Source organism: Bacillus sp. PAMC28748, assembly GCF_014250415.1.
Taxonomy (GTDB): domain Bacteria; phylum Bacillota; class Bacilli; order Bacillales; family Bacillaceae; genus Bacillus; species Bacillus licheniformis.
The window spans coordinates 2,443,645-2,468,420 of record NZ_CP060192.1 but is presented as its reverse complement, the minus strand read 5'-3'; the positions used below and the strand labels follow the sequence as shown (position 1 = coordinate 2,468,420).

General features: G+C 48.9%; 23 protein-coding genes, 1 pseudogene and 1 riboswitch. Of the genes and pseudogenes, 11 read left to right on the top strand and 13 right to left on the bottom strand.

All coding sequences use genetic code 11. From position 1 onward, the window contains the following. Positions 1-130: 130 nt before the first annotated feature. Positions 131-439, bottom strand: a complete 309-nt coding sequence (locus H7F26_RS12560; RefSeq protein WP_003180552.1) for a metal-sulfur cluster assembly factor — start codon at positions 437-439, stop codon at positions 131-133. 62 nt (positions 440-501) lie between these two features. Then, entirely contained in the window at positions 502-1,269 is a 768-nt protein-coding gene (locus tag H7F26_RS12555) for a prolyl oligopeptidase family serine peptidase (protein ID WP_017474225.1), read from the bottom strand. A gap of 122 nt (positions 1,270-1,391) precedes the next feature. Between H7F26_RS12555 and H7F26_RS12550 the strand changes: the two genes are divergently transcribed. The 4 genes from H7F26_RS12550 to guaC all read left to right on the top strand — a co-directional run bounded on the left by H7F26_RS12550 (position 1,392) and on the right by guaC (position 3,789). Then, a complete protein-coding gene (locus H7F26_RS12550) occupies positions 1,392-2,204 on the top strand; it encodes a Cof-type HAD-IIB family hydrolase (RefSeq protein WP_003180550.1) in 813 nt (270 codons plus the stop codon). A gap of 97 nt (positions 2,205-2,301) precedes the next feature. Beyond that, complete coding sequence (locus H7F26_RS12545; protein WP_003180548.1) at positions 2,302-2,442, top strand: hypothetical protein; 141 nt, start codon at positions 2,302-2,304, stop codon at positions 2,440-2,442. Beyond that, the gene (locus H7F26_RS12540; RefSeq protein ID WP_003180546.1) at positions 2,443-2,631 is read left to right on the top strand and encodes a DUF3813 domain-containing protein; all 189 of its coding nucleotides are present in this window, start codon (positions 2,443-2,445) and stop codon (positions 2,629-2,631) included. Between the two features lie 177 nt (positions 2,632-2,808). After that, the gene (guaC, locus tag H7F26_RS12535) at positions 2,809-3,789 is read left to right on the top strand and encodes a GMP reductase (protein ID WP_003180544.1); all 981 of its coding nucleotides are present in this window, start codon (positions 2,809-2,811) and stop codon (positions 3,787-3,789) included. A gap of 99 nt (positions 3,790-3,888) precedes the next feature. Here guaC and H7F26_RS12530 read toward each other — a convergent pair whose 3' ends face one another. Next, a complete protein-coding gene (locus H7F26_RS12530; RefSeq protein ID WP_003180542.1) occupies positions 3,889-4,341 on the bottom strand; it encodes a BsuPI-related putative proteinase inhibitor in 453 nt (150 codons plus the stop codon). A 15-nt stretch (positions 4,342-4,356) separates the two neighbouring features. Further along, positions 4,357-5,199, bottom strand: a complete 843-nt coding sequence (locus H7F26_RS12525; protein WP_003180539.1) for a YitT family protein — start codon at positions 5,197-5,199, stop codon at positions 4,357-4,359. 163 nt (positions 5,200-5,362) lie between these two features. Here H7F26_RS12525 and H7F26_RS12520 point away from each other — a divergent pair, with 163 nt between their 5' ends. Next, positions 5,363-6,223 carry a DegV family protein gene (locus tag H7F26_RS12520; RefSeq protein WP_003180537.1) on the top strand — a complete coding sequence of 287 codons (861 nt, stop codon included), beginning with the start codon at positions 5,363-5,365 and terminating at the stop codon, positions 6,221-6,223. A 40-nt stretch (positions 6,224-6,263) separates the two neighbouring features. Here H7F26_RS12520 and H7F26_RS12515 read toward each other — a convergent pair whose 3' ends face one another. Next, positions 6,264-6,470 (bottom strand): spore germination protein, encoded by a 207-nt coding sequence (locus H7F26_RS12515; RefSeq protein ID WP_003180535.1) that lies wholly within the window; start codon positions 6,468-6,470, stop codon positions 6,264-6,266. Between the two features lie 154 nt (positions 6,471-6,624). On the opposite strand from H7F26_RS12515, the gene H7F26_RS12510 reads away from it, so the two are divergent. Further along, positions 6,625-6,747 (top strand): hypothetical protein, encoded by a 123-nt coding sequence (locus H7F26_RS12510; protein ID WP_003180532.1) that lies wholly within the window; start codon positions 6,625-6,627, stop codon positions 6,745-6,747. 38 nt (positions 6,748-6,785) lie between these two features. Here H7F26_RS12510 and H7F26_RS12505 read toward each other — a convergent pair. Continuing rightward, positions 6,786-7,654: pseudogene (locus tag H7F26_RS12505) on the bottom strand (S1 RNA-binding domain-containing protein). A 143-nt stretch (positions 7,655-7,797) separates the two neighbouring features. On the opposite strand from H7F26_RS12505, the gene H7F26_RS12500 reads away from it, so the two are divergent. The 3 genes from H7F26_RS12500 (at position 7,798) to metH (ending at position 13,797) form a co-directional block, all read left to right on the top strand. Further along, positions 7,798-8,289 (top strand): YajQ family cyclic di-GMP-binding protein, encoded by a 492-nt coding sequence (locus H7F26_RS12500; protein WP_003180528.1) that lies wholly within the window; start codon positions 7,798-7,800, stop codon positions 8,287-8,289. Positions 8,290-8,366: 77 nt separating this feature from the next. Beyond that, a riboswitch (SAM riboswitch) is annotated at positions 8,367-8,478 on the top strand. An 80-nt stretch (positions 8,479-8,558) separates the two neighbouring features. Beyond that, positions 8,559-10,388 carry a bifunctional homocysteine S-methyltransferase/methylenetetrahydrofolate reductase gene (locus H7F26_RS12495; RefSeq protein WP_185855184.1) on the top strand — a complete coding sequence of 610 codons (1,830 nt, stop codon included), beginning with the start codon at positions 8,559-8,561 and terminating at the stop codon, positions 10,386-10,388. Then, the gene (gene metH, locus H7F26_RS12490; protein WP_016885916.1) at positions 10,381-13,797 is read left to right on the top strand and encodes a methionine synthase; all 3,417 of its coding nucleotides are present in this window, start codon (positions 10,381-10,383) and stop codon (positions 13,795-13,797) included. The genes H7F26_RS12495 and metH overlap by 8 nt, the downstream gene beginning before the upstream one ends. A 74-nt stretch (positions 13,798-13,871) precedes the next feature. Here the strand turns inward: metH and H7F26_RS12485 are convergent, their stop codons facing one another. Beyond that, positions 13,872-14,834 carry a helix-turn-helix transcriptional regulator gene (locus H7F26_RS12485; protein ID WP_003180521.1) on the bottom strand — a complete coding sequence of 321 codons (963 nt, stop codon included), beginning with the start codon at positions 14,832-14,834 and terminating at the stop codon, positions 13,872-13,874. Positions 14,835-14,945: 111 nt separating this feature from the next. On the opposite strand from H7F26_RS12485, the gene H7F26_RS12480 reads away from it, so the two are divergent. Next, complete coding sequence (locus H7F26_RS12480; RefSeq protein WP_003180519.1) at positions 14,946-15,779, top strand: dehydrogenase/reductase SDR family member 1; 834 nt, start codon at positions 14,946-14,948, stop codon at positions 15,777-15,779. A 164-nt stretch (positions 15,780-15,943) separates the two neighbouring features. After that, positions 15,944-16,384, top strand: a complete 441-nt coding sequence (locus H7F26_RS12475; RefSeq protein ID WP_003180517.1) for a GNAT family N-acetyltransferase — start codon at positions 15,944-15,946, stop codon at positions 16,382-16,384. Between the two features lie 42 nt (positions 16,385-16,426). Here H7F26_RS12475 and H7F26_RS12470 read toward each other — a convergent pair whose 3' ends face one another. From H7F26_RS12470 to H7F26_RS12445, 6 genes are read right to left on the bottom strand one after another with little or no spacing between them, the layout of a single operon-like run. Then, entirely contained in the window at positions 16,427-18,241 is a 1,815-nt protein-coding gene (locus tag H7F26_RS12470) for an IucA/IucC family protein (protein ID WP_003180496.1), read from the bottom strand. A 16-nt stretch (positions 18,242-18,257) separates the two neighbouring features. Continuing rightward, the gene (locus tag H7F26_RS12465; RefSeq protein ID WP_003180495.1) at positions 18,258-19,601 is read right to left on the bottom strand and encodes a lysine N(6)-hydroxylase/L-ornithine N(5)-oxygenase family protein; all 1,344 of its coding nucleotides are present in this window, start codon (positions 19,599-19,601) and stop codon (positions 18,258-18,260) included. Beyond that, on the bottom strand, positions 19,576-20,130 hold the full coding sequence (locus H7F26_RS12460) for a GNAT family N-acetyltransferase (protein ID WP_003180492.1): 555 nt from the start codon (positions 20,128-20,130) through the stop codon (positions 19,576-19,578). Before H7F26_RS12460 ends, H7F26_RS12465 begins: the two co-directional genes overlap by 26 nt. Then, positions 20,127-21,893 carry an IucA/IucC family protein gene (locus H7F26_RS12455; RefSeq protein ID WP_003180490.1) on the bottom strand — a complete coding sequence of 589 codons (1,767 nt, stop codon included), beginning with the start codon at positions 21,891-21,893 and terminating at the stop codon, positions 20,127-20,129. Before H7F26_RS12455 ends, H7F26_RS12460 begins: the two co-directional genes overlap by 4 nt. After that, entirely contained in the window at positions 21,890-23,401 is a 1,512-nt protein-coding gene (locus H7F26_RS12450; protein ID WP_003180488.1) for a pyridoxal phosphate-dependent decarboxylase family protein, read from the bottom strand. Before H7F26_RS12450 ends, H7F26_RS12455 begins: the two co-directional genes overlap by 4 nt. Beyond that, the gene (locus H7F26_RS12445; protein ID WP_003180486.1) at positions 23,385-24,731 is read right to left on the bottom strand and encodes an aspartate aminotransferase family protein; all 1,347 of its coding nucleotides are present in this window, start codon (positions 24,729-24,731) and stop codon (positions 23,385-23,387) included. Before H7F26_RS12445 ends, H7F26_RS12450 begins: the two co-directional genes overlap by 17 nt. Between the last annotated feature and the right edge of the window lie 45 nt (positions 24,732-24,776).

The following is a 24,776-nucleotide window of genomic DNA, read 5'->3' as shown; positions in this document are numbered from 1 at the left end:
TTGCAATAAAAAAAGAACGCTTGTAAAAGCGTTCTTTTTCATTAATAACGGGAGAGGCCATCTGCCGGGATCATTCCCTTTATATGGGAGAGAAAGAGCCTGTCAACGGTTGAACAGGCTCTGGAAACGTTTATTGTATACCAAGTGCGATTTTCGCATATCGCGACATTTTGTCCCTTGTCCAAGGCGGATTCCAGACGATATGAACGTCAACTTCCTTGACTTCCGGAATATCTGCGAGCGCTTTTTTGACTTCATCTACGATGATCGGCGCCAGCGGACAGCCCATTGAAGTCAAAGTCATGGTCACGTCTGTTTTGCCGTTCTCATCCATATCTACGTCGTATACAAGGCCGAGATTGACGATATCGACGCCCAATTCAGGGTCAACGACCTGTTCAAGGGCGCCCATGATGTTTTCTTTTAATGCTTCATCCACTCTTCCTCACTCCTTTTTTCATCAGTATAACGCACTTCGTTCATTTTCTAAAACGATAGTGCTTACAAGTGCGCGTCAAACCATTCGACTGTTTTCAAAAGGCCTTCCCTCGATACTTTATGTCCGGCCCGCTCATCTTCGATAAAATGCAGCAAATCAGGCCGAGCTTCATACAGTGGAATAATCGATTCATAGAAGCGGCGCGTTAAAGCAAATGGAACGGTGCCGTCCTGTTTGCCGTGCCAAAATAAAAGCGGCCTCATGTTCAATTTGTCCGGCTGCAGACTCAAGTCAAAACGCTTCAGTTCTTCGCGCTGCTGATCGATTTGTTCTTCTGTGATAGGAAGTTCAATTTTCTTTTCACGCATAAATGCGAGCTGCTGATCAAAAAATTCTACATAGGCGGGACTGCCCATTAAACTGACGGTAGTTGTAATCCATTCGTATTGAGTCAAAGCGCCGAGCGTGACAATGCCGCCCATCGATGTTCCGGCGGCGCCGATGCGGCCCTTTTCAATCATGTTTTCCCGTTCAAAGTGGTTTTTCAGCACTTCCAGCTCTTTGATTTCATTCGTGACGATCTCCCAAAATCTCGGGGCGAGCTCTTCCTGGGTGAGCTGTTCATTCCTTTCCCCGTGATAGAGAGCCTCGGGCAGAATCACGCGCATTCCTTTTTCGGCAAGCAGGTATGCGAAGTGAAGGTTATGCTCTTTTGCGCTTGTAAAACCATGTATGAAGAAAACAAGAGGAAGAGCTTTCTCTTTTTTCTCCTCTTTTACAATATGCAAAAGAGGAATGTTTGAAATATGCTGCTTTTCGATTATGATCACGACTGTTTCTTCCTCCTTTTAGGATGTCCATCATCATAAGTTTAACATGTAGACAATAAAGAAGGTAAAAAGATACACTATAGGTAAGTCAGAACTTTCAAATTCACATTAAAGGAGCATTTATGGAGACAAAACCATATTTAATTGCATTGGACTTAGACGGTACATTATTAAAAGACGACAAGACCATCTCGGAAAGCTCCAGCGAAGTCATCCGCAAGCTGCGGGAAGATGGACATTACGTGTGCATTTCTACGGGAAGACCGTTCAGAGCAAGCTCCATGTATTATGATCAGCTCCAGCTCGATACGCCGATCGTCAATTTCAACGGCGCGTTTGTCCATCACCCTAAAGATGAAAGCTGGGGACGCTTCCATACATCTCTTGATCTCGAGGTGGTCAAACAGATCATTGAAGTCAGCGAAACGTACAACGTACATAATATCCTTGCTGAAATTGTCGATGATGTTTATTTTCATTATCATGACGAAAAGCTGATTGATGTCTTTACGATGGGCAGCCCGAATATTACAGTCGGAGATTTAAGAACAAACCTCGGCCAGGATGTGACAAGCGTATTGATTCACGCAAAAGAAGAGGATGTTCCGGCGATCCGCTCCTATCTGTCAGACGTACACGCGGAGATGGTCGACCATAGAAGATGGGCGGCCCCGTGGCATGTAATCGAACTGATTAAAAGCGGCATCAATAAAGCGGTCGGCTTAGAGAAAATCACGGACTACTACGGAATCCCGCCTGAGCGGGTCATTGCCTTCGGCGATGAAGACAACGACCTTGAAATGCTTGAGTTCGCAGGCTGCGGAGTAGCGATGGGCAACGGCATCGAAGGGGTAAAAAGCGTTGCAAACAAGGTCACGAAATCGAATGAGGAAGACGGAATCGCAGTCTTTTTAAAGGATTACTTCGCTTTATAATTTTATAATTTGCCATTCATAAACGGCTTTTCAAAACGGCCATACTATGAGAAGACGGCCGCACCGGACCGTCACTTGTGTTAAGGGGGAATTCAAGATGGGTAAACGCAGCAAATCAAAACGGTTTATTCAGCAAGGCAAAGACTCGCTTAAACAGCATGCCGCCAGGTTCCCTTACCGCTCCACATTAGAAGAGGCTGAACAGAAGAGCGGCCCGACGGAATGCGGAGGGCTGTAAATGAGAAACGAACTGTTTCAAATGGCCAAAGCAGCCGTACATGAAGCTGAAGCTTCGGCGGATTCAGGCGAAAAGGCGAAAGCCGTTGCAAGAGCTAAAAACGCCCTTTCCTCGGCGTATGCCAATTCAACTGATGCCGAACGGCGACAGCTTCACAATCTTCAGGAGCAGCTAGATCAACTATCATAATACCGCACCGGCTTTTGACAGCCGGAGAGGAGTCTGTGCCATCGGCACGGCTCCTTTTTTATTTTTCCGCTCTCAAAGCATAAAAATTTGACATCGGGAACAAAAGGAAGTACATTATAAAAGGCGAACATTTTAAATAACTTATTAATAAATATTCGTTTTTTGGGGGTTTTTATATTGGAAAATGTATTTGATTACGAAGATATTCAACTAATTCCTGCAAAGTGCATCGTCAAGAGCCGTTCTGAATGTGATACATCCGTGCAGTTTGGCGGAAGGACATTTAAACTGCCTGTCGTGCCGGCCAATATGCAGACCATTATAGATGAAAAGCTGGCTGTTTCATTAGCGGAAAACGGTTACTTTTATGTGATGCACCGCTTTGAGCCGGAAACACGGATCGATTTTATTAAAGACATGAAGGCACGCGGTTTGTTTTCTTCAATCAGCGTCGGAGTCAAAGATGAAGAATACGCGTTTATCGAAGAGCTGACGAGAGAGAATCTCACACCCGAGTACATCACGATCGATATCGCCCACGGTCACTCAAACGCCGTCATCAATATGATTCAGCACATTAAAAAACATCTTCCGGACAGCTTTGTGATCGCAGGAAATGTCGGAACGCCTGAAGCTGTTAGAGAGCTTGAAAACGCCGGAGCCGACGCTACAAAAGTCGGCATCGGTCCCGGAAAAGTCTGCATTACAAAAATCAAAACCGGTTTTGGAACGGGCGGATGGCAGCTGGCTGCGCTGCGCTGGTGCGCAAAAGCGGCAAGCAAGCCGATCATTGCTGACGGCGGCATCCGCACCCACGGAGACATCGCCAAATCGGTCAGATTCGGGGCGACAATGGTCATGATCGGTTCGCTGTTTGCCGGACACGAAGAATCGCCTGGAGCAACGATCGAAAAAGACGGCAAGCTCTACAAAGAATATTTTGGTTCAGCTTCTGAGTATCAAAAAGGCGAAAAGAAAAATGTCGAAGGCAAAAAAATGTACGTGGAGCATAAAGGCGCGATCATGGATACGCTGACAGAAATGGAACAGGATCTGCAGTCGTCCATTTCTTATGCGGGAGGAAACAAGCTCGATGCGATCCGCAACGTAGACTATGTCATCGTTAAAAATTCTATTTTCAATGGGGATCAATATTAACGGTCACATCCTGTGACCGTGGCGGTGTTCATTCAGCCGCCGATCCTTCCTGACAGAATACAAAAGAGGCATCCTTTCCCGGGATGCCTTTTTTGATGGTTATTTCACTTCAAACGTTTTGCCGGCCCTCAAAGTTGCAAACTGTTCCGATCTCCCCAAAAATGTCACGTTTACTTCGTATGTGCCGGGTTCAGGCACCTCTTTCCATACATCAGTAAAATCGTAGGACTCTTTCGGATTGAGCGTCATCGTCTGGAAAGCCTGTGTAAACATTTTTCCTTTCGAGTAGCGGTATCTTTCATTCCCTTCTTTGTCGCTGACGATCAGCTCAAATTTCTGTCCGCTGCTGAATTCAAACTCTGCCGCATCATCCGTATGGTTTACAACCGACATCCGAAATTCGATTTCTCCCTGCTTCTGGACGGGTTCAACCGTCAATGTCACACTCCCGTTATCCACTTCCCCTGATACCTCCTTATCGGGGACTTGATCCCCGTTTTGCCCGCATCCACTGACAAACAGCAGCATCACAATCATGGAAATCAGCCGCATTCATTCACCCTTTCATTAATCTTTGCGGAAAAACCCTAAAACCTGTGTTGTCTGTACGACGTTTGTGAAAGCTTTTGGATCAACTTCATTAATGATTTTTTCCAAGTCGTACAATTCATACCTTGTGATGACAATGATCATCATTTCTTTCTGTTCATTCGTAAAGGCGCCTTTCGCCGGAACGGTTGTAATTCCGCGGACCATCCTCCCGTAAATGGCTTCTTTGATCTCCTCCGCTTTCTTTGTGACAATCATAACGGTGAGCTTGGCGTGGCGGGTGTGGATGGCATCAATCACCCTGGTTGTCACATATAGTGTAACGAGCGTATATAATGCTTTCTCCCATCCGTTCAATAATCCTGCTGTTAAAATAATCGCACCGTTTAAAATAAAGAAATAGGTGCCGACCGGTTTGTCTTTCCACTTTGCCAGGATCATCGCAATAATATCCAAACCGCCCGTTGAAGCCCCGTATTTAAGGGTCAGGCCGATCCCGACCGCGGCGATCACCCCGCCGAACACGGCATTCAGCAAAATGTCGTTTGACAGGCTCGCCTCAGGGAGCATCCCCAAAAAGACCGTCGTCAAGGCCACGCTCAAAATGCTGTAGACCGTAAATGAGCGCCCGACCTTGAGCCACCCTAGAATCCCGACGGGAATGTTTAAAATAAACAATAGCGTCCCCGTTGAAAAATAAATCGGGCTGTACTGGTCAAGCGCGCTCGATAAAAGCTGCGCCACCCCCGTAAAGCCGCTGGCGTAAACATCGGCGGGAATCAGAAACAGATTCAATCCGATGGCATTTAACAAGGCGCCGATGATGACAATGAACAATTTTTTTGCTTCCGCTATGACCATATTTAGTTCCTCCGCTACTTTCGTATATATTTGGTTTACCCTTAAAACAATATTTTGAAAACGTCAATGTAAAAATATATGATATAGTTGACCTAAAAAACGAAGTATGCCGAAGGACAGCTTAGTGTCCTTTTCAACCATTTTTTAGAAAGAAGGGGTTCAAATGAACGTTCACCTTTTAGCAGACAGCGCGGCAGATTTGCCGAAATCTTTTTATGATGAACATCGCATCTCATTTATTCCGTTAAGGGTGCTGCTTGATGAAAAAGAATACGATGATCTTCTGACGATTCAGCCTCTGGACGTTTATGAAGCGATGCGCGAAGGCAAAGCGCCGAAAACGTCCCAGCCGTCTCTGATGCTGTTCAAGAACGCATTCAGCGAGCTGGCCAACGAAAATAAACCCGCTCTCTATATCGCCTTTTCCTCAGAGCTGTCCGGAACATACCAGACGGCTGTGATGGCGGCAAACGAAGTCAAGGAGGAGTTCCCTGATTTCGACCTGCGGATCATCGACTCAAAATGCGCTTCATTAGGCTATGGGCTTGCTGTCAAGCACGCCCTCAAACTCGCAACTAACGGCAATACAATACAAGAAATCGAGTCGTCTGTAAAGGACTTTTGCGAACATCTTGAACATATTTTTACCGTTGATGACTTGACTTATTTGGCAAGAGGCGGAAGAATCAGCAAAGCATCGGCATTTGTCGGCGGGCTGTTGAATATTAAACCGCTTTTGCATGTTGAAGACGGCAAGCTTGTCCCCCTTGAAAAAATCCGGGGCAAAAAGAAGCTGCTCAGACGGATGATCGAATTAATGAAGGAAAGAAGCGTCGATTTGAGCGGACAGACGGTCGGCATCAGCCACGGAGATGACGAAGGGACGGCCGAAGAAGTCAAACGGATGATCGAAGCCGAATTCCAGCCGGAGGAGATCGTCGTCAACATGATCGGTTCAGCGGTCGGCGCCCACGCCGGACCCGGAACATTGGCGGTCTTTTTTCCGGGGAAAGACAAAAGATAAGATAAAACAGAGGCCTGCTTTATAAAAGCAGGCCTCAGCGTCAGCTGTCTTCGGTGACTGTCCCTTCCTCAACGGCCGGCGCAAGCGCTCCATCAAGAAGGCCGGCAGCAGCTGTCGCGACATCCGGGCCTCCAGATCCCTCGACCACTTTTTCCATTGTGATCGGACAAATTTTGTACGCACCGCCGAAGTTGACGACCCCTCCTGCCGAAACGCGATGAATGTAAACTGAGCAGCAATGTTTCATACCAAGTCTCCTTTTTTGGGTCTTATGATATGTGTATGCTGACGGAACAAGGTGGCATAAACTCCCCGGCAAAAAACATCGCAATTGGGAGAGTACATAGTTTCGCCGGCAGTGAGCAAGCTAAGAGCGACATTTTGACGGGAGGTGCTTCCTCATGAAAGATGATGATAAAAAGCCGGTTGACAATAACGCCGTCAACCAGCAGAAAAACCGGCTCGCCGAAAAGAACAGACAAGCCGGTAAACACCAGGAATCAAAGAAGCCTCATCACCTGTAAGAAACCGGCGGCGTCCCGATCGGAACGCCGCCTCAAGATTATTTTTTCTCGTACGTCCAACCCTCTTCCTGATAGATTTTATCCTGTTTCATCAGATGGCCGAGCGCCCTTTTAAATGCTGCTTTGCTCATGTTGAAGCGCTCTCTGATATCCTCTGGATCGCTTTTATCCCAGAATGGCATCGCGCCGTTTCTCGATCTCATATAAGTCAGGATTTGTTCCGCATCAACCGACAAGGCATCCTGCTTTCTCGGCAGAAGCGACAGATTTACAGAACCGTCTTCTTTTACTTTGATCACCCTTGCAGTCAGCTTTTCGCCGAGCCTCGGCTCTTCCTTTCGCTCAGAAGAATGGATGAAGCCTCTGATGCCGGCTTCGGAAATCATAAAAGAGCCTGATGCGATCAAGCGGTAGATCGTCCCGGTGAGCTCTTTATTCATCAGGCCGGGTGAAGCTTCAGTAAACAGTTCGCTGATCTTGTCCTCCGGCGCCGGCTTGGCAAACATCCTTCCGTGCCCCGTAATTTTCAGCATACAGTACAGCCTGTCTCCTTTTTGCGGCCATACTGATTCATACGGCGGGAGATGCTCTGTCGCAACGAGGGCGTCCTTCGAGAGCCCGACATCGACGAAAACGCCCATGCCGCTGACGGCATCAACGACTTCCACCCAGCCGTATTGTTCAGCGCTGATGATCGGCTTTCTCATCGTAGCCGCAAGGCGATCTTCGTGATCGACATATAAAAAAACATCGACCTCTTCTCTCCCGTCAATATCCTCGGTGATCTCGCTCTGATGCAGAAGGACCGCCGTTTCGCCGTCCGTCAAAAAGTAACCGTAATCTGCTTTATGATCTATTTTCAATGTTAGCTGCTGTCCAGGTTTCATACTGCTTCTTCCTTTCTTATCCGCCTGTTTTTCTTTTTCTTATTATTCCTCCAATGTTCAAATTATTGCCAGATCGCGGCCAGGCAAAACCGCTCGATATTGGAAGTTTCACCTTATTCTACTATAATTGACTCATAAGTAAAATGGATGGAGGTTTTTTCACATGGCGAAAGAAAGCTCATTTGATATCGTCTCAAAGGTTGAACTGCCTGAAGTTCAAAACGCAATCCAGACCGCTCTCAAGGAAATCGGCACACGCTATGATTTCAAAGGGTCAAAAAGCAGCATCACACTCGAAGGAGACGAACTCGTTCTCGTATCAGACGACGAATTTAAAATGAACCAGTTGAAAGACGTACTTGTCGGCAAACTGATCAAGCGGAACGTCCCGACGAAAAACATCGAATACTCAAAGCTTGAGAACGCTTCAGGCGGCACGGTCAGACAGCGCGGAAAATTAGTTCAAGGCATCGACAAAGAAAACGCAAAAAAAATCAATAACCTTATAAAAAAATCGGGTCTGAAAGTTAAATCGCAAGTGCAGGACGATCAAGTCCGCGTAACCGGAAAAAATAAAGACGACCTTCAGCAAATCATCGCGATGGTGAGGGAAGCCGACCTGCCGATTGATGTTCAATTTATAAATTTTCGATAAATTCTTAATTTACTGTTGATTATTCCCCCGATTTTCGGTAAATTGAGTAAAAGTAATCAATAGAAACTAAATAGCTGTTCTTATCAAGAGAGGCAGAGGGACTGGCCCGATGAAGCCTCAGCAACCGGTGAATGAATATTCATGACCAAGGTGCTAAATCCAGCAAGCAGCCTGCTTGGAAGATAAGAAGACGGACAAATGTCGCTGAAAAGTCTTCTGCTTCCCAGAAGACTTTTTTGTTTTATTAAGAATGATTAAGGGGGAAAACGATGGGTTTTTTGGAGGATATAAAAAACAAAACGTTAATCGCTGACGGCGCAATGGGCACGCTTCTGTATTCCTATGGGATCGACAGGTGTTTTGAGGAACTGAACATCTCCAAGCCCGAAGAAATAAGACGCGTCCACGAAGCGTATGTACAGGCCGGCGCCGACATTATTCAAACGAACACGTACGGCGCAAACTTCATCAAGCTGTCCAGATACGGACTCGAAGACGAAACAAAACAAATCAACGAAAAAGCCGTCCGCCTCGCCCGCGCCGCCGCCGGCTCCGCTTATGTTCTCGGTACGCTCGGCGGAATCCGGACGTTCAACAAAAACTCGTATTCTCTCGAGGACATTAAAAGAAGCTTCCGCGAACAGCTCTACCTTCTGTTAAATGAGCAGCCGGACGGACTTCTGCTCGAAACCTATTACGATTTAGAAGAAGCGCGCGAAGTTTTAAAGATTGCCAGAAAGGAAACGGAGCTGCCGATCATTTTGAATGTCTCGATGCACGAAGAGGGCGTTCTTCAGGACGGCACCCCGCTTGCGGACGGTCTGAAGCAGCTGGCATCACTCGGCGCAGATGTCGTCGGCATCAACTGCCGTCTCGGCCCTTATCATATGATCAGAGCGCTTGAAGAAGTCCCGCTTTTAGAAGATGCCTATCTTTCCGTCTATCCGAACAGCAGCCTCCCGTCCCTTGTCGAAGGCAGGCTTGTTTATGAGACGGATGATGAATATTTCAGGGAAAGCGCGGAGGAATTCCGCAATCAAGGCGCACGGATCATCGGCGGCTGCTGCGGAACGACGCCGAACCACATCAGAGCGATGGCTGAGGCCGTCAAAGGACTTCCTCCAGTCACCGAAAAACGAGTGAAAATCAGAAAGAAAGCGGCGCTTGCCGTTCAAAACGAAAGGACAGAGCCTGCTCTTGACGATCTGGCAAAGCAGAAACGGTCCATTATCGTCGAGCTCGATCCTCCAAAACAATTAAACTTTGAGAAATTTTTGCACGCCGCAGAGGAGCTAAAATCAGCCGGAATCGATGCACTGACATTGGCGGACAACTCCCTTGCCACACCGAGGATCAGCAATGTCGCCTGCGGGGCGCTCTTAAAACAGCGCCTCGATATGAGGTCGCTGATTCATATCACATGCAGAGACCGCAACCTGATCGGCCTGCAGTCCCATTTAATGGGACTCGATACGCTGGGGCTGTCAGACGTGCTGGCGATTACCGGCGATCCGTCGAAAATCGGCGACTTTCCGGGAGCGACTTCCGTCTATGACCTGACATCGTTCGATTTGATCAGCCTGATCAAGCAGTTTAACGAAGGCTTGTCCTATTCGGGTAAACCGCTCGGCAAGAAAACGAATTTCTCAGTGGCGGCCGCCTTCAATCCGAATGTCAGACACATTGACAAAGCGGTGAAACGGCTTGAGAAAAAAATCGCCTGCGGCGCAGACTATTTCATTTCCCAGCCTGTCTATTCCGAGGAGCAGCTCATTAAAATCCACGAGGAAACGCGGCATCTTGAAACACCGATCTATATCGGCGTCATGCCGCTCACCAGCAGCCGCAACGCGGAATTCATCCACAACGAAATCCCCGGCATCAAGCTGCCTGATTCAATCCGCGAAAAGATGGCGCTGGCAGGAAACGACAAACAAAAACAGGCCGAGGAAGGGCTCGCGATCGCTCGCTCTCTGCTTGATGCGGCGTGCGACCTGTTCAACGGCATTTATCTGATCACACCGTTTTTGCGGTCCGATCTAACCGCCGAGCTGACGGCATATATCCATCAGAAAGAAAAGGAGAAGACAAATGTCTAACATCAATGACCAGCTGAAGAAAAAAATCCTCGTCCTTGACGGTGCGATGGGAACGATGATCCAAGACGCCGGTTTGTCCGCCGCAGACTTCGGAGGCGAGGCATATGAAGGGTGCAATGAATTTCTAAGCATTACGGCGCCCCATGTCATTCAGGGCATCCACGAAGCCTATCTCGAGGCTAAAGCCGATATCATCGAGACCAATACGTTCGGAGCCACCCGGCTCGTTCTGGACGAGTACGACCTCGGGCATCGAGCCTATGAAGTCAACCTCGCTTCAGTCAAACTCGCCAAAGCGGCCGCCGAAAAGTTTTCAACTCCTAAATGGCCTAGATTTGTCGCCGGTGCGATGGGTCCGACGACAAAAACCCTTTCCGTCACCGGCGGCACCACCTTTGACGAACTGATCGATAACTACGAGGAACAGGCAAGAGCGCTGATCACGGGGGGAGCCGACCTCTTGCTCCTCGAAACGAGCCAGGATATGCTGAACGTTAAAGCCGGCTTTATCGGCATTAGACAAGCCTTCGAAAAAACCGGCAAAACCCTTCCGCTCATGGTGTCAGGCACAATCGAACCGATGGGCACGACGCTTGCCGGCCAGGATATCGAATCGTTCTATATCTCCCTCGAGCATATGAAACCGGTCAGCGTCGGTTTAAATTGCGCGACAGGCCCGGAATTTATGACAGATCACATCAGGACCCTTTCTTCCCTAGCGAGGACGGCCGTCAGCTGCTATCCGAATGCCGGCCTCCCCGATGAGGAGGGGCAATACCATGAATCACCGCAATCGCTGGCGAAAAAAATCAAGGCGTTTGCTGAAGAAGGCTGGCTGAACATTGTCGGCGGCTGCTGCGGAACGACGCCCGCCCATATTGAAGCGCTGGCCGATGAAGTAGCCCTTCTGCCTCCGCGGACGGTTCCTTCGGGAGCAAAGCCGCACACCGTCTCAGGAATCGACGGATTAATTTACGAAGAAACAATGCGTCCCCTTTTTGTCGGTGAGCGGACCAATGTCATCGGCTCAAGAAAATTCAAGCGGCTCATCGCCGAGCATAAATTTGAGGAAGCATCCGAAATCGCGAGAGCCCAAGTGAAAAACGGCGCCCATGTCATCGACATCTGTCTCGCAGACCCGGACCGCGATGAAGCGGAAGATATGGAAGGCTTTTTAAAAGAAGCGATGAAAAAAGTAAAAGCCCCGTTTGTCATCGACTCGACGGACAAAACGGTAATTGAAAAGGCGCTGAAATACTCGCAGGGAAAAGCGATCATCAATTCGATCAATCTTGAAGACGGCGAAGAACGGTTCGCTGACATCCTTCCGCTCGTCAAACAGTTCGGAGGCGCACTCGTCGTCGGCACGATCGATGAAGAGGGGATGGCAGTCACCGCGGCAAAAAAGCTGGCCGTCGCCGTCCGGTCGCATCAGCTGCTCACCGAAAAATACGGAATACCGGCCAGCGATATCATATTCGATCCGCTCGTCTTCCCGGTCGGAACGGGCGATGAACAATACATCGGCTCAGCTAAAGAAACGATCGAAGGGATCCGCCTCATCAAAGAGCAGCTCCCTGAATGCTTAACGATTCTCGGCGTCAGCAACGTCTCATTCGGTCTTCCGCCCGTCGGCCGGGAAATCTTAAATGCTGTATTCTTGTACCACGCAACACAGGCTGGGCTCGATTACGCGATCGTCAATACAGAAAAGCTTGAGCGGTTTGCTTCCATTCCTAAAGAAGAAGTCGAGATGGCTGAAAAACTTCTGTTTCATACCGACGATAAAACGCTCGCATCCTTCACTGACTTCTATCGTGGAAAGAAAAAAGCGGACAAACAGCCGAAAACGTCCCTTTCCCTCGAAGAGCGCCTGGCCGAATACGTAATCGAAGGTACAAAAGAAGGCTTGATTCCCGATCTCGAACAAGCGTTGAAAAAATTCGCCACCCCGCTCGACGTGATCAACGGTCCGCTCATGGACGGCATGGCAGAGGTCGGACGGCTGTTTAACAACAATGAGCTGATCGTCGCTGAAGTTCTGCAGTCGGCAGAGGTTATGAAAGCTGCCGTTTCCTTTCTCGAACAATATATGGAAAAGAAAGACGACAGCGGCAAAGGAAAGATCATTTTGGCAACCGTTAAAGGCGATGTCCATGATATCGGCAAAAACTTAGTCGACATCATTTTAAGCAACAACGGCTACAAGGTAGTCGATCTTGGGATTAAAGTGACACCGCAGGAGTTAATTGAGGCGATCCGCAAAGAGAACCCCGACATCATCGGTCTGTCCGGCCTGCTCGTCAAATCGGCGCAGCAGATGGTCGTTACGGCGAAGGATCTCGATAAAGCGGATATTTCCATCCCGATCATGGTCGGCGGAGCCGCGCTTTCAAGAAAATTCACGAACATGAAAATTTCGCCTGAATATAAAGGGCCGGTTTTATACGCGAAGGACGCCATGGACGGCCTATCGCTCGCCAATCAGCTGCGGACGGACCCGTCGCAGTTTCTCGAGAAAAAAGAAGCCGCTGCACCCGCCGCCGTCGCGGAAAAAAAGCAGACGAAAGCCGTAATTGAAATGCTTGAAAAACGGGCGCACGTTCCGAAGGCGCCGGTCTTTCAGCCTGAAGACTTGAAACGGCACTATTTGAAAAACATCGACCTTTCCTATATTGTGCCGTATGTCAATGAACAAATGCTGCTCGGCCATCATCTCGGCTTGAAAGGGAAAGTCAAAAAACTACTGGCTGAACAGCATCCAAAAGCACTGGAGCTGAAAGAACTGATCGACGAGCTGCTGAGAGACGGAAAAGAACACGGCTGGTTCGATCCTGCGGTCGTCTACCAATTTTTCCCTGCGTACAGCGACGGGGATTCGCTTCATATTTTAGATCCAGTGAACAAAGACAGCATCCTTGAAACGTTTGTTTTTCCAAGGCAGGAAAAGCTTCCGTACCGCTGTATTTCCGATTACGTCCGACCGAAGGGAGAGCTTGATTATGTCTCGTTCTTTGCCGTAACGGCGGGCAGGCATGTAAGAGCTGCCGCCAACCGCTTTAAGGAGGAAGGCGACTACTTGAAAAGCCATGCGGTACAAGCGCTTGCTCTTGAGCTGGCCGAAGGGCTCGCCGAACGGACGCACCAGGTTATCCGCGACCGCTGGGGCTTCCCTGATGCACCCGACTTCACGATGGAACAGCGTTTTCAGGCGAAATACCAAGGGCAGCGCTATTCCTTCGGATACCCGGCCTGTCCGAATCTTGAAGATCAGGAAAAGCTTTTCAGGCTCATCCAGCCCGAAGGCATCGGCGTTCACTTAACAGACGGCTTCATGATGGAGCCCGAAGCTTCCGTATCAGCGATCGTTGTCTCCCACCCGGAAGCCAGATATTTCAATGTTCATTAAACGAAGACCCTGCCTGCCGTTTGCGGCCGGCAGGGTTTATCATGTATGTCTTTAACATAAAGTCATTGCCGCTTTCAGGTTTTATAATGCGCAACTATGGATTCAGCCATTTTAAGTATCTTTCCGTGCAGTTCTTTAGGTTCAATGATCCTCATGTGCTCTGCGAATCCGAGTATATACCTTTTTGCTTCTTCTTCCGTATCAAAGGATAGCGTAACGGGGATCCAGCCCTCCTGATCGATCTCATTTGTTTCGATGATCCGCACAAAATGATTGGTAAACGACAGCCTCGGCAAGATGGCCTGCGCCGCCTTCACCCGCACTTCATACGTCGGCAGCCTTTCAATAAATTCCTTTGTTGAAGACCGCCACACGTGAGCAATATCAAAATTTTCGGGCCTATCAAACGTTTCGCGGACAAAAACGGCAGATTTAATCCGTGAAGCCCTGTAATTCCGAATCTCCCCATTTTCTTTAGATGCAATCAGATACCAGTTCGCCCCTTTAGCCACCAGCCCAAGCGGTGCAACAACACGATCAGCCGTTTGTCCATCTGCCCGCTGATAGACAATTTTTAATTTTTGATCTTTCCATATGGCATCTTTCAGCACTTCAAAGGATTCTGCTTTTTCTTTCTTATGGCGCCATGAACAGGTATCAATATATATGCGGTTCCATACATCCTTTGCGTTTTGGCGATATTCCGAAGGCAGCGAGGCAATCAGTTTATTTCGGGCTTCTTCGGATATGCGGGTTAATCCGAGATCGTCAAGCAATTGTTCAGAAAGCGGAACAAATAGTGCGCGTATTTCAGATTCTTTTAAGCCGGTTAGAGTGGTTTGGTAATCATCAAGCAATGACCAGCCTCCGTTTATGCCGCGTTCGGCCACAACGGGAATCCCCGCTCCGCTTAAAGCTTCCATATCCCTGTAAATCGTGCGCTCGGAGACTTCCAGCCTTTCCGCTAATTCTTTCGCCGTCATTTGCCCTTGTGCCTGAAGCATTAAAAGAATAGATATCAGTCGATCCCCTCTCATATGACCACCTTTCTTATCAATGAATGAACTTATTTAATAAAATATGACAATGGTTGTCAAGATTGAGCTTTTATAATGAACATATCTTTTTAAATGAAAGGAATGGGATGAATGAAGCCGCTGAAAGGAAAAATCGCCCTCGTAACAGGCGGAAGCAGAGGCGCGGGCCGCGCCATCGCTGCAGAACTTGGAAAAGCCGGTGCAACCGTGTATATTACAGGCCGCAGCATCAGAGGGGCTTCCACGAATCAATGGCCCGGTACAATTGATGACACCGTGTCACAAATTGAAGCTTCCGGCGGAAAGGCTATTGCTGTAAGATGTGATCATACGAACGATGCAGAAACAGAGGCTGTCATCGCTAAAATTCGCGAAGAGCAAGGAAAACTGGATATTTTGATCAACAATGTGTGGGGGGCGCACGATCTGGGTGTCGAGGCAAAGCCTTTTTGGGAATTGTCATTGAAAAATTGGGATACGATGTTCGCCGCCGGGGTGCGTGCCCAGCTGGCGACAAACCACTTCGCCGTGCCGCTCCTTCGCGAAAATAAACAAGCTCTTATCATTCACACGACCTTCTGGGATGAGAACAAGTACACCGGACAGTTTTATTACGATTTGGCCAAGAACGCAATCGTCCGCATGGCGTACGGTCTTTCATTGGAATTAAAACGGGACAACATTGCCGTTATTGCCGTTTCGCCGGGATTTATGAGAACCGAACTTGTGCTGAAATACCATGAATCAGATGAGGCGCATTGGCGGGAGTCGGAAGATTTAAGGAGAACCGAAACGCCTTATTATGTCGGACGCGGAATCACAGCATTGGCTAAGGATCCGGATGTGATGGAGAAAAGCGGACGTGCGTTAAGAGTTGGTGATTTAGCCAAAGAATATCAGTTTACCGATGTGGATGGACGATATATTCCGCCATTTACGATATAGGGATTAGGGACCGCCTCCCGGGGGAAATGATTCTTTAAACAGATCAGGGGGTGATGATCATCCTGCTTTGATTGTTTCCACAAGCGTTATATATAATGGAATAACATCACAGCATGCTGAAAATCGATCGCTCTCATCTGATCTGCAACTGAAGGAGGAATCATATGATTGAAGTCAAACCAATAAACGCGGAAGATACGTATGAGATCAGGCACCGCATTCTCCGGCCGAATCAGCCGCTTGAAGCATGTATGTATGAAACCGATTTGCTCGGGGGTGCGTTTCACCTCGGTGGATATTACCGGGGCAAGCTGATCAGCATCGCTTCCTTTCATAAAGCCGAACATTCAGAGCTTGAAGGCGAAGAACAGTATCAGCTGAGAGGGATGGCGACGCTTGAAGGATACCGTGAGCAAAAAGCGGGAAGCACGCTCATCCGCCATGCCGAAGAGCTTCTTCGGAAAAAGGGGGCAGACCTTTTATGGTGCAATGCCAGGACATCTGTGAGCGGCTACTATGAAAAGCTCGGCTTCAGCGAACAGGGCGAAGTCTACGACATACCGCCGATCGGACCTCATATTTTGATGTATAAGAAATTGACGTAAAAAAACCCCGCCGGAAGCGGGGCATTCTCGGCCGCATTAGCATTACAGCTTTGCGGCCTCTTTTTTAAATTTCGCAAGCGCATTTGTCACTTTTCCGAATTCGGAGGCGTGCGGGCGGTCATCGCCGTCCTTGTAGCCGTAGTCGACCATCCGGTTTCTGTTGAGGCAGAGCTTCGTCAATTCCGGCTTGAATAAGTCGAACAATTCGAAGCGCTCACGCAGTTCAGGGAATTTTTGCTGATAATCAAGAATCGCATCAGCCAGAGCTTTCCACAGACGCTTTTCAGGAAGCAGACCGTCATTTTCTAAAATGTTGGCTACATAGCGCAAATGGCAAATGAAAAGCCCGGTAAAGATAAACTGCACAAGCCCTTCCGGCGGCTCGCTTCTGAGAACGGCTTTTAAATCCCCTGTCAAACCGCTCAGTTCAGGAAGCGGCTGGTCGCTGATATTGACGTCATCAACAAAATCTTTAATCGCCAGCCTGTGCGGCTGATGATCTTTTAAGACGAGAATCGTATTTTGTCCGTGCGGTGAAAATACGGTTCCGTAGCGGTACATGAAATGCAGAAGCGGCGGCATCACGGTGTCAAACAGCTTTCCGATCCACTCCTCCGCTGACAGCCCCGACTTTTCGATCAGGCGCCTGATAAACGGCACGCCGCCTTGATCAATGTATGTTAAAGAAGCGAGCGTAACAGGCCGTTCTCCTTCTTCCAAATACGTATAAATGCTTTCTCTGAAAATAGCGCCGAGCATTTCCAAATATTGATACGGGGCTTTTTCAAGAGAGTGATAGTATTGGTGGTCAACGTTCAGACTGGCATTTTCGCCTGGCAGGATCACCCGGCATTCGTCTTTTAGAAATGCGTCGTTTTCGGCGATCCCTTTGATATGCTCAGTGATTTTCGGCGCGATAACCGTACGTTCCGACGGCAGGCCTCTGTATACAAGCGTATTTAAAATGCTCATCGGCAGTTTAATATGATGCTTGTGTTTGTTTGTGATGTTTGTAAAGGTCCTAATCGATTGCTGCGGCAGGTACTCGTCTCCGCCTTCCCCTAAAGGAATGATCGCTTTTGAAGCAATTTCTTCAGGAAACTGCTGAATGATCGTATTTGTCCACTGCCATTCGTGGACGGGCATATAATAATAGTCTTCACTGGCTGCGCCCTGCTTTTCTATGACTTTAGCGAATTGCCTTAAAGTCAGCTCATCAAGCTCTTTATGAATCAGCGTCTCATAATCGAGCCCTTCAACCGAGTGAAATGACGCGGTATCTTTGTGTACAGCGATCCACAGCAGCCGTTTGGCTCTCTGATTTTCCGGGGCAAACCGGAGGTAGTCATCATAGCCAAAACCGATTCTTCCTTTGTTGTAGACGATCCACGGATGGCCGGTCATCTCGCCTTCAATTACGGCATAATCGGCTTCGGTCAGCTCGTCAGCCGTAAGCGCATCCTTTGCCAAAAGGTGGGCATCAGCCAGCATCGTATGGTTGAACTCCTTGATCAAATGACCCGCTGTCTCCGGACTCATCGGGATATGCGGCTGAATATCCAGGAGAAATTCAATCGCGCTCACATGTTTTGTCCATTGTCCGCCCTTGAAGACTTCAATCGTCTCCGGCACCGCGTCAAAACTGTCAAACATGCGTGGTTTGGCGGCAAACCGGTACACCTTATCCTCGGCCGTTCTCAGCTCATAGCGGTTGATGCCGTCTTCAGTTTCAATGAAATCGGGCTTAATGATATCCTCATACATATATTCAGAAAGCATCTTCGCCAGCAATCGCCGATTGACTTCTCTCCACCTGTCAGGATCGAGGACCCTCTTTAATTCATCTTGAAACAACATGAAAATGCCTCCTTTATTAGCCGTTTGGTACAGCTGTTTTTTCCGCGATTCCTGTTCCGAATGTCTGAAAAACCGTTTTATGGCTGACGGTGTATACTTCTCTCCCGGCCAGCTGATTGATGATCACCGAGTTCCGGTAAGCGCCGAGTCCCAGGTCAGGTGCACCGACACCGTGCGTGTGCAGCTCTCCGTTTTGAATAAAAATATGGTTTTTTGATTTTGCAGCTGTCACTAGTCTGTAGTCGCGTGTAATCACGTAGCGGCCGCTCGCGTCCTTTTCAATCAAACTGTCAACAGGCGCCAGACATTCCGGCAGCCTCTCTTTATAGCCCGTCGCCAGAACGACCACATCTGCCTGCCGCTCAAACCGGTCTTCATTCACCCGGTTTGTGCAGTATAGAACCAGCGTTTCCCCACGCTGTTCGATCTGCTCGACTTCTGTCATGGACTGAAGATCAAAAGCCGCTTTCCGCCCCCCGCAGGTCCGCTCATACAGAATATGATAAATATCGCTGATCGTCTTCGCGCTGATTCCTTTATAAAGAAGATCCTGCTGCGTTAGCAATTCATCTTTTTTCCACTGCGGAAGCTGATAGAAAAAATCGATATAGTCAGGCGAAAAATATTCGAGTCCGAGGTTCGAATATTCCATTGGGAAGAAGCCTTTTGAGCGGGTGAGCCAGCTGACATGCTCCGCTTCATCTTCACCGACCAGGTCATAAAACACTTCGGCTGCGCTTTGCCCGGAGCCGACGACGGCCACCCTTTTCCCTTTAAATCCGCCGGGCTTTCTCTTTAAATACTCGGCTGAATGGAACACCGAGCCCCCCAAAGCGTCTGAGAGCGCATCGGGAACGTGCGGGCCCGTCCCAATGCCAAGCGCAATATGCCTCGTGTAATAAACCGCTTCCCCTCCGTTCTCCCGATTCGCGACCCGCACCTTAAAAAGCGCCTCCGGGTTCGATTCAACGAGTGATATGCTTTCGACATTCATCCCGAAGCGGCACGGGTCGAGCTGTTCTGCCACCCAGCGGCAGTAGTGGTTGTATTCCTGTCTCGGAATATGAAAGTCTTCCAGAAAATAAAAAGAATAAAGACGGTTATGCTGCTGAAGATAGTTTAAAAAGCTGTATTTGCTTGTCACATCGGCCATGCTCACCAAGTCGGCCAAAAACGGCACCTGCAGTGTCGTTCCTTCAATCAGCATGCCGGGATGCCAGTTAAAGCTTTCGTTTCGTTCAAAAAACAGCGCATTGATCTCAGGCACGGAGTCAGCCAATGCGGCAAGGCCGAGATTAAACGGCCCGATGCCGACGCCGATGACATCGTATACATCATTGGGTCTCTTTGTAGAGTTCATCTTTTTTCTCCTTTTCAAAAAAACGTTCTCGTTCGCAAAACATCAATAATCCGGTTTTATCAGGGAGATTCACAGGTTTAATAGGGCGAAACCCGCATTTTTCAAAAACATGAATCATTTTTTTGTTGCGGATATCCGGCTCTGCGATCACCTTTTTTGTTTCAGGCACGGCAAATTGCATGTTGACCATCGCTTTTAATAGCGGAAGGGCAAGACCTTTACCCAAATGCGCTTTTTCACCGATCAACAGGTGGATGCCCTGGTCAAAAGGTTCATTGTCATAGTGGTGTTCAATGATGTCTCCCTTGACCCAGTACGACTCCCAGTAGCTCATCGGCACACCGTCGATAAAGCCGATGTACAGCGTTTGGTGAGGGTCTGTGATGGCCTTGTGAAAATGGGCTTCAAATTTTGCAAACGGCATGTTTAAATGCCAAAACGGAATGACATGCTCCTCCTGCATCCAGCGGTAGACGAGCGATATGTCTCTTTCATAGTCCGCTTTTTGAAATGTGATCCGTTCATTCATTGGACAGCCGCCGCCTCCTTTAAAAGCGGATTGTTGACAGACGTATAGCGAGACTGGGTTTCAAGCGAGCCTGTCAGCTCATCCATGTCGTAAAATCTCGTCAGCAGATTGGCCTTGCACGGAAGCTCCGCAAAACGAAGGAGGCTGTCCGTCAGCTCTGTGATACCGTAAATTTGCTCCGCTTTTTCAAGCCGCTCTCTGATCATGGACAGGAGCGTTTCTTCCCCGATCAGCCCTTCGCAGCCAAACCCGTTTACAAGCCCAAACAAATGGTTGAAGAAGAAATAATAGCGCAGTCTCTCTACAGCCACGCTGTCCGAGCAGATCGTCTCGCTCCTTTCGCTCAAGCCTTCGATCAGCTTGGAAAGAATCCCGGCTTTTGATTCGCTGTAATAATAGCCTTGGTTGTCCCTGTAGTAAAATGTCTCCGGATAGCCGTTTTTTAAGCGGATGACGGCGTTTTGCTGGTGCGCTTCAATCGCCAGCCCGTATGTTTCAAACAGCCATAAAACTGGCTCAAGCGAAATCGATAAGTATTTGTCAAACCAATCGATGCTCACTTCTTCCGTCGTCCGCCCTTCTTCTAAAGCCAGCCCGCGGATGACAGAGCACAGCCGCGACTCTTTCCCGTAGGCGTGATCTTGGCAAAGCCCGGCGATCAGACATGCCGAACGGTCGTCTTCATAAAACGGATTCTCCCTGATCACGACTTCAAAGCCGGACTCCCCGTTCTCTCCTCGAATGGAAATGTAAGCAGGATCTGTGATGACGCGAAAGCCCGGAAACTCCTGTTTCAACCTTTGGCCGAGCTCTGTCTGAAGCAGCCGGGCCATTTCAACACCTCTGTCCAATTCTTTCTGCTTGTTCACACGCAGCGAATTCGTGATTTTGATCGGTACCGAAAATTTGTACATATAGCGCGAGTGCTTGCTGTAGACCGTGCGGACGGAGGATGTCGCCGTATACTTCCGGCCTTTTGCGCCGAGATATGTAAGGAGACCTTGAGCGATCAATTTTTGCACATACGGCTCCTCCAACAAGGCTCTCGCCTGGAGCGGATGTGCGGGAAGAAGCGCAAAATCCGGATCGGCCGTTTGCTCATCCAGCCACGCATTGTCAATCATCGGGTCGTTTCTCAATTCCTCTTGAATGACTAGCGGCGCTTTTGTTCCTGTACTTGAGTCGTGCAGAACGAGGGAGGCGTGTGCCTTAAAGTAATGAAGCTGAAACTCCCCTTTAAGTTCAGGCGAATAGATGCTTTCCTCTTCAGGCTTCATCCCCTGCCTGCTTTTTGGCGTCGGATGCATCAGATGGCCGAGCAAGAGCGACTGCTCCGCTTCGATAAACGTAAAATCAGCACGGCTAAGCTCACTTTGATCATCGGCTCGTTCCTCAACATAACGGCTGATATTTCGGCAGCTCAAAATGACTCTGAGCATGAATTCATCCTCGGCACCCCCGCGGCTTTGCTGAAGAAGCAATTCCTTTGAAGCGAGGGAGACGAGCGTCACATAGTCGAGTGGAAGCGGCTTTCCGTTTTGGGCTGTTTGATAATAAAGCGGAAATGAGAAAAGGTGCCTTCCCGTCTTCGACCAGTACTTGATCGGAACGATCAGCTCGATCTGCTGGCGCTCTAGCGGGACAATCAGCGTTTTTTGAGAGCCGTCCGCGATCTCACGGGTTTCGATGCCGGTTTCACGCAAATAGCAATTTAAAAAGCTTTGAATCGTGGCGTTTTCTGCTATTTCTTTAAATGAACTCATCCTGTTACCCTCCTGCTATTCGTATAAAGACTTGCAAGCTCTTGAATCCTCCCGAGAATGTCATCAAGATCCGAAAGCGTCGTCCGCGGATTCAGCAGCGTGAATTTTAAATATGTTTTCCCAGCTGCTGCCGTCTTTGCGATCACCGCCTGTCCCGTTCTGAACAATTCTCTGTGGATACATTTATTCAAACGGTCGTTCTCCGCGTCGTCTTCTGAGGCGAGGCAGCGGAAGACGACAGCGTTCAGTTCAGGGTGCGGATTCAGCAGTTCGAACCGATCGCTTGCTGAGATTTTTTCCGCTGCCGCTTCAGCCAATGCGAATGTCCAGTCGATCATCTCGGCGAATGTATCTTCTCCAAGCACACGCAGCGAGACAAACAGCTTTAAGGCGTCAAAGCGCCGCGTCGTCTGAATCGATTTATTGACGAGATGAACGATTCCCTCCGCTTCATCCTCCTCAGGATTTAAATAATCGGCATGATAATCAATCAAGCGGAAATGTCTTCTGTCTTTTACAAGAAAAGCGCCGCAGCTGACCGGCTGATAAAACTGCTTGTGGAAGTCGACGCTGATTGAATCGGCCCTGTCGATCCCAGCCAATTTATAGCGGCGGGTCCTGCTCAAAATCAACGCTCCGCCATATGCGGCATCAACGTGGAACCAAAGCCCGCCAGCATGCGCGGCATCCGCAAGCTCGGAAAGCGGATCGATGCTTCCGAAGTCCGTCGTTCCGCATGTTGCGACAATCGCAAATGGATGTAAGCCCGATTCCTTCAGCATAGCGGTTTTTTGCTTTAAATCGTAAAGGCTCATCCGCTTTTCAGCATCGGTATCGACAAGCACGACGGCGCGCTCTCCGAGGCCGAGCTGGGAAGCCGACTTTTTCACGGTAAAATGAGCATCCTTTGAACAGAGGATCCGCAGCCTGTTCGCTTCCGGCGGCAGTCCGTCCTTCTGTACATTCCAGTTCCACTGCTTTTCGCAGAAGGCATCGCGGGCCAAAAGAAGCCCCATGTAATTAGACTGTGTCCCTCCGCTCGTAAATGTTCCGTCAGCATCTTTTCCGTATTCAAACTTTCGGCAAAGCCACTGCACCATTTCTTCCTCGATCAATGAAGCCGCTCCGCTTTGATCAAACGAATCCATCGACTGATTCAGCACGCTGATCAGCATCTCTGCAGCAAGCGCCGGGATCAGCGGCGGACAGTGCAGGTGTGCGGCGCATTTTGGATCTTCAACATGAATCCGGTGCGGCAAATAGGCTTCTTTCAGATGCTCAAGAACATCCGCAAGCGATTCTCCCGCTTCCTGAAACGAAAACAAGCTTTTGATTTCGAGATCCAATTCTTTCGGCATCTTCCCGCTGTAGGGCTTCGATTTATTCTTCCAATCGGCCCAAAGCGTCTCTACAGCGGTCTCTACCGCGTCACGGTATGCTTTGATCCCCTGTTCCCCGTTGTGCATAAACAGGGAATCAAAGTTTTTTTGTTTACTTGACTGCTTCATAGACGGCCTCTCTGAAGATCGTGATGATATCGTCGATTTGCGCCTCTGTTACGATAAGCGGCGGCAAGAAGCGGATCACGCTTCCGTGGCGGCCTCCCGTTTCAACGATCAGTCCTTTTTCAAAGCATTTTCTTTGAATCGTGCTTGCAAGCTCCGCATCAGCCGGATAGCTGCCGTTTGCGTTTTGCTTTTTATGCGGTGCGACAATTTCGGCGCCGATCATCAGCCCTCGTCCCCGGACATCGCCGATTTCGGGAACGTGCTCCTGAATGTCTTGCAATTCCCGCATGAGCTTCGCTCCGACCTTTTCTACATGTGATAGCACATCGTGCTCTTTTATATATTTTAAAGTTGCACTTCCGGCCGCCATCGCCATCTGATTCCCTCTGAATGTGCCGATGTGCGCCCCGGGTCCCCACTGATCAAGGTCTTGATCATAGATGACGACAGACAGAGGAAGGCTTCCGCCGATCGCTTTTGAAAGGACGATGACATCCGGTATAATGCCGGCGTGCTCGAACGCAAACATTTTGCCGGTTCTGCCGATGCCGGTCTGCACCTCGTCAATGATCAGAGGGATTCCGCGTTCTTTTGTAATCCTTCTCATTTCTCTTATCCATTCAGCCCGGGCCGGAACTGAGCCTCCTTCTCCTTGTACGGCTTCAAAGATCATCCCTGCAGGCTGTAAAACTCCGCTTTCCGGATCATCCAGCATATTTTCGATATATGCGCTCGACAGCTTGTGGCTCGCCTCTCCTCCTTTTCCAAACGGGCAGCGGTATTCATACGGATATGGCAGGAAATGCACATCAGGCATGAGACCCTGGACGTTTTCCTTAGGAGATAAATTCCCGCTCAGCGCCATCGTTCCGTGAGTTGCTCCATGGTAGGCGCCGTGAAACGATAGGATGGTTCTTTTCCCAGTCGCCGTTTTGACAAGCTTGAGAGCGGCTTCGATCGCATCGCCGCCGGTCGGACCGCAAAACTGTATCTTCGCCCGTTTGGCAAACGCCTCAGGAAGGCTTGCAAATACTTCGTTGACAAACTCCTCTTTGATTTCCGAAGTAATATCAAGGGTGTGCAGCGGGCGTTTTTCCTCAATCATTTTTTGAATCGCTTCAATCACAACTGGATGATTATGACCAAGCGCAAGCGTCCCCGCTCCTGCCAGACAGTCATAATATTGCTTTCCATCCGCATCAGTCACCAAGACGCCTTCCGCTGTCTGCATGGCGAGCGGAAATCTTCTCGGATATGAACGCGCATTAGATTCTCTTCTATTTTGCTGCTCCAAAAACACTTGATTTTTAGAACTCGTTTGTACAGGCATAGAAAGCATCCCTCCAATTGATAAAGATTATCATTTTCAATTACA

What these genes read in the sequence shown, in the direction of transcription:
- H7F26_RS12550 (WP_003180550.1), top strand. Translation starts at nt 1,392, where the DNA reads ATGGAGACAAAACCATATTTAATTGCATTGGACTTAGACGGTACATTA.
- H7F26_RS12545 (WP_003180548.1), top strand. Translation starts at nt 2,302, where the DNA reads ATGGGTAAACGCAGCAAATCAAAACGGTTTATTCAGCAAGGCAAAGAC.
- H7F26_RS12540 (WP_003180546.1), top strand. Translation starts at nt 2,443, where the DNA reads ATGAGAAACGAACTGTTTCAAATGGCCAAAGCAGCCGTACATGAAGCT.
- H7F26_RS12530 (WP_003180542.1), bottom strand. Translation starts at nt 4,341, where the DNA reads ATGCGGCTGATTTCCATGATTGTGATGCTGCTGTTTGTCAGTGGATGC.
- H7F26_RS12525 (WP_003180539.1), bottom strand. Translation starts at nt 5,199, where the DNA reads ATGGTCATAGCGGAAGCAAAAAAATTGTTCATTGTCATCATCGGCGCC.
- H7F26_RS12520 (WP_003180537.1), top strand. Translation starts at nt 5,363, where the DNA reads ATGAACGTTCACCTTTTAGCAGACAGCGCGGCAGATTTGCCGAAATCT.
- H7F26_RS12515 (WP_003180535.1), bottom strand. Translation starts at nt 6,470, where the DNA reads ATGAAACATTGCTGCTCAGTTTACATTCATCGCGTTTCGGCAGGAGGG.
- H7F26_RS12510 (WP_003180532.1), top strand. Translation starts at nt 6,625, where the DNA reads ATGAAAGATGATGATAAAAAGCCGGTTGACAATAACGCCGTCAACCAG.
- H7F26_RS12500 (WP_003180528.1), top strand. Translation starts at nt 7,798, where the DNA reads ATGGCGAAAGAAAGCTCATTTGATATCGTCTCAAAGGTTGAACTGCCT.
- H7F26_RS12495 (WP_185855184.1), top strand. Translation starts at nt 8,559, where the DNA reads ATGGGTTTTTTGGAGGATATAAAAAACAAAACGTTAATCGCTGACGGC.
- metH (WP_016885916.1), top strand. Translation starts at nt 10,381, where the DNA reads ATGTCTAACATCAATGACCAGCTGAAGAAAAAAATCCTCGTCCTTGAC.
- H7F26_RS12485 (WP_003180521.1), bottom strand. Translation starts at nt 14,834, where the DNA reads ATGAGAGGGGATCGACTGATATCTATTCTTTTAATGCTTCAGGCACAA.
- H7F26_RS12480 (WP_003180519.1), top strand. Translation starts at nt 14,946, where the DNA reads ATGAAGCCGCTGAAAGGAAAAATCGCCCTCGTAACAGGCGGAAGCAGA.
- H7F26_RS12475 (WP_003180517.1), top strand. Translation starts at nt 15,944, where the DNA reads ATGATTGAAGTCAAACCAATAAACGCGGAAGATACGTATGAGATCAGG.
- H7F26_RS12470 (WP_003180496.1), bottom strand. Translation starts at nt 18,241, where the DNA reads ATGTTGTTTCAAGATGAATTAAAGAGGGTCCTCGATCCTGACAGGTGG.
- H7F26_RS12465 (WP_003180495.1), bottom strand. Translation starts at nt 19,601, where the DNA reads ATGAACTCTACAAAGAGACCCAATGATGTATACGATGTCATCGGCGTC.
- H7F26_RS12460 (WP_003180492.1), bottom strand. Translation starts at nt 20,130, where the DNA reads ATGAATGAACGGATCACATTTCAAAAAGCGGACTATGAAAGAGACATA.
- H7F26_RS12455 (WP_003180490.1), bottom strand. Translation starts at nt 21,893, where the DNA reads ATGAGTTCATTTAAAGAAATAGCAGAAAACGCCACGATTCAAAGCTTT.
- H7F26_RS12450 (WP_003180488.1), bottom strand. Translation starts at nt 23,401, where the DNA reads ATGAAGCAGTCAAGTAAACAAAAAAACTTTGATTCCCTGTTTATGCAC.
- H7F26_RS12445 (WP_003180486.1), bottom strand. Translation starts at nt 24,731, where the DNA reads ATGCCTGTACAAACGAGTTCTAAAAATCAAGTGTTTTTGGAGCAGCAA.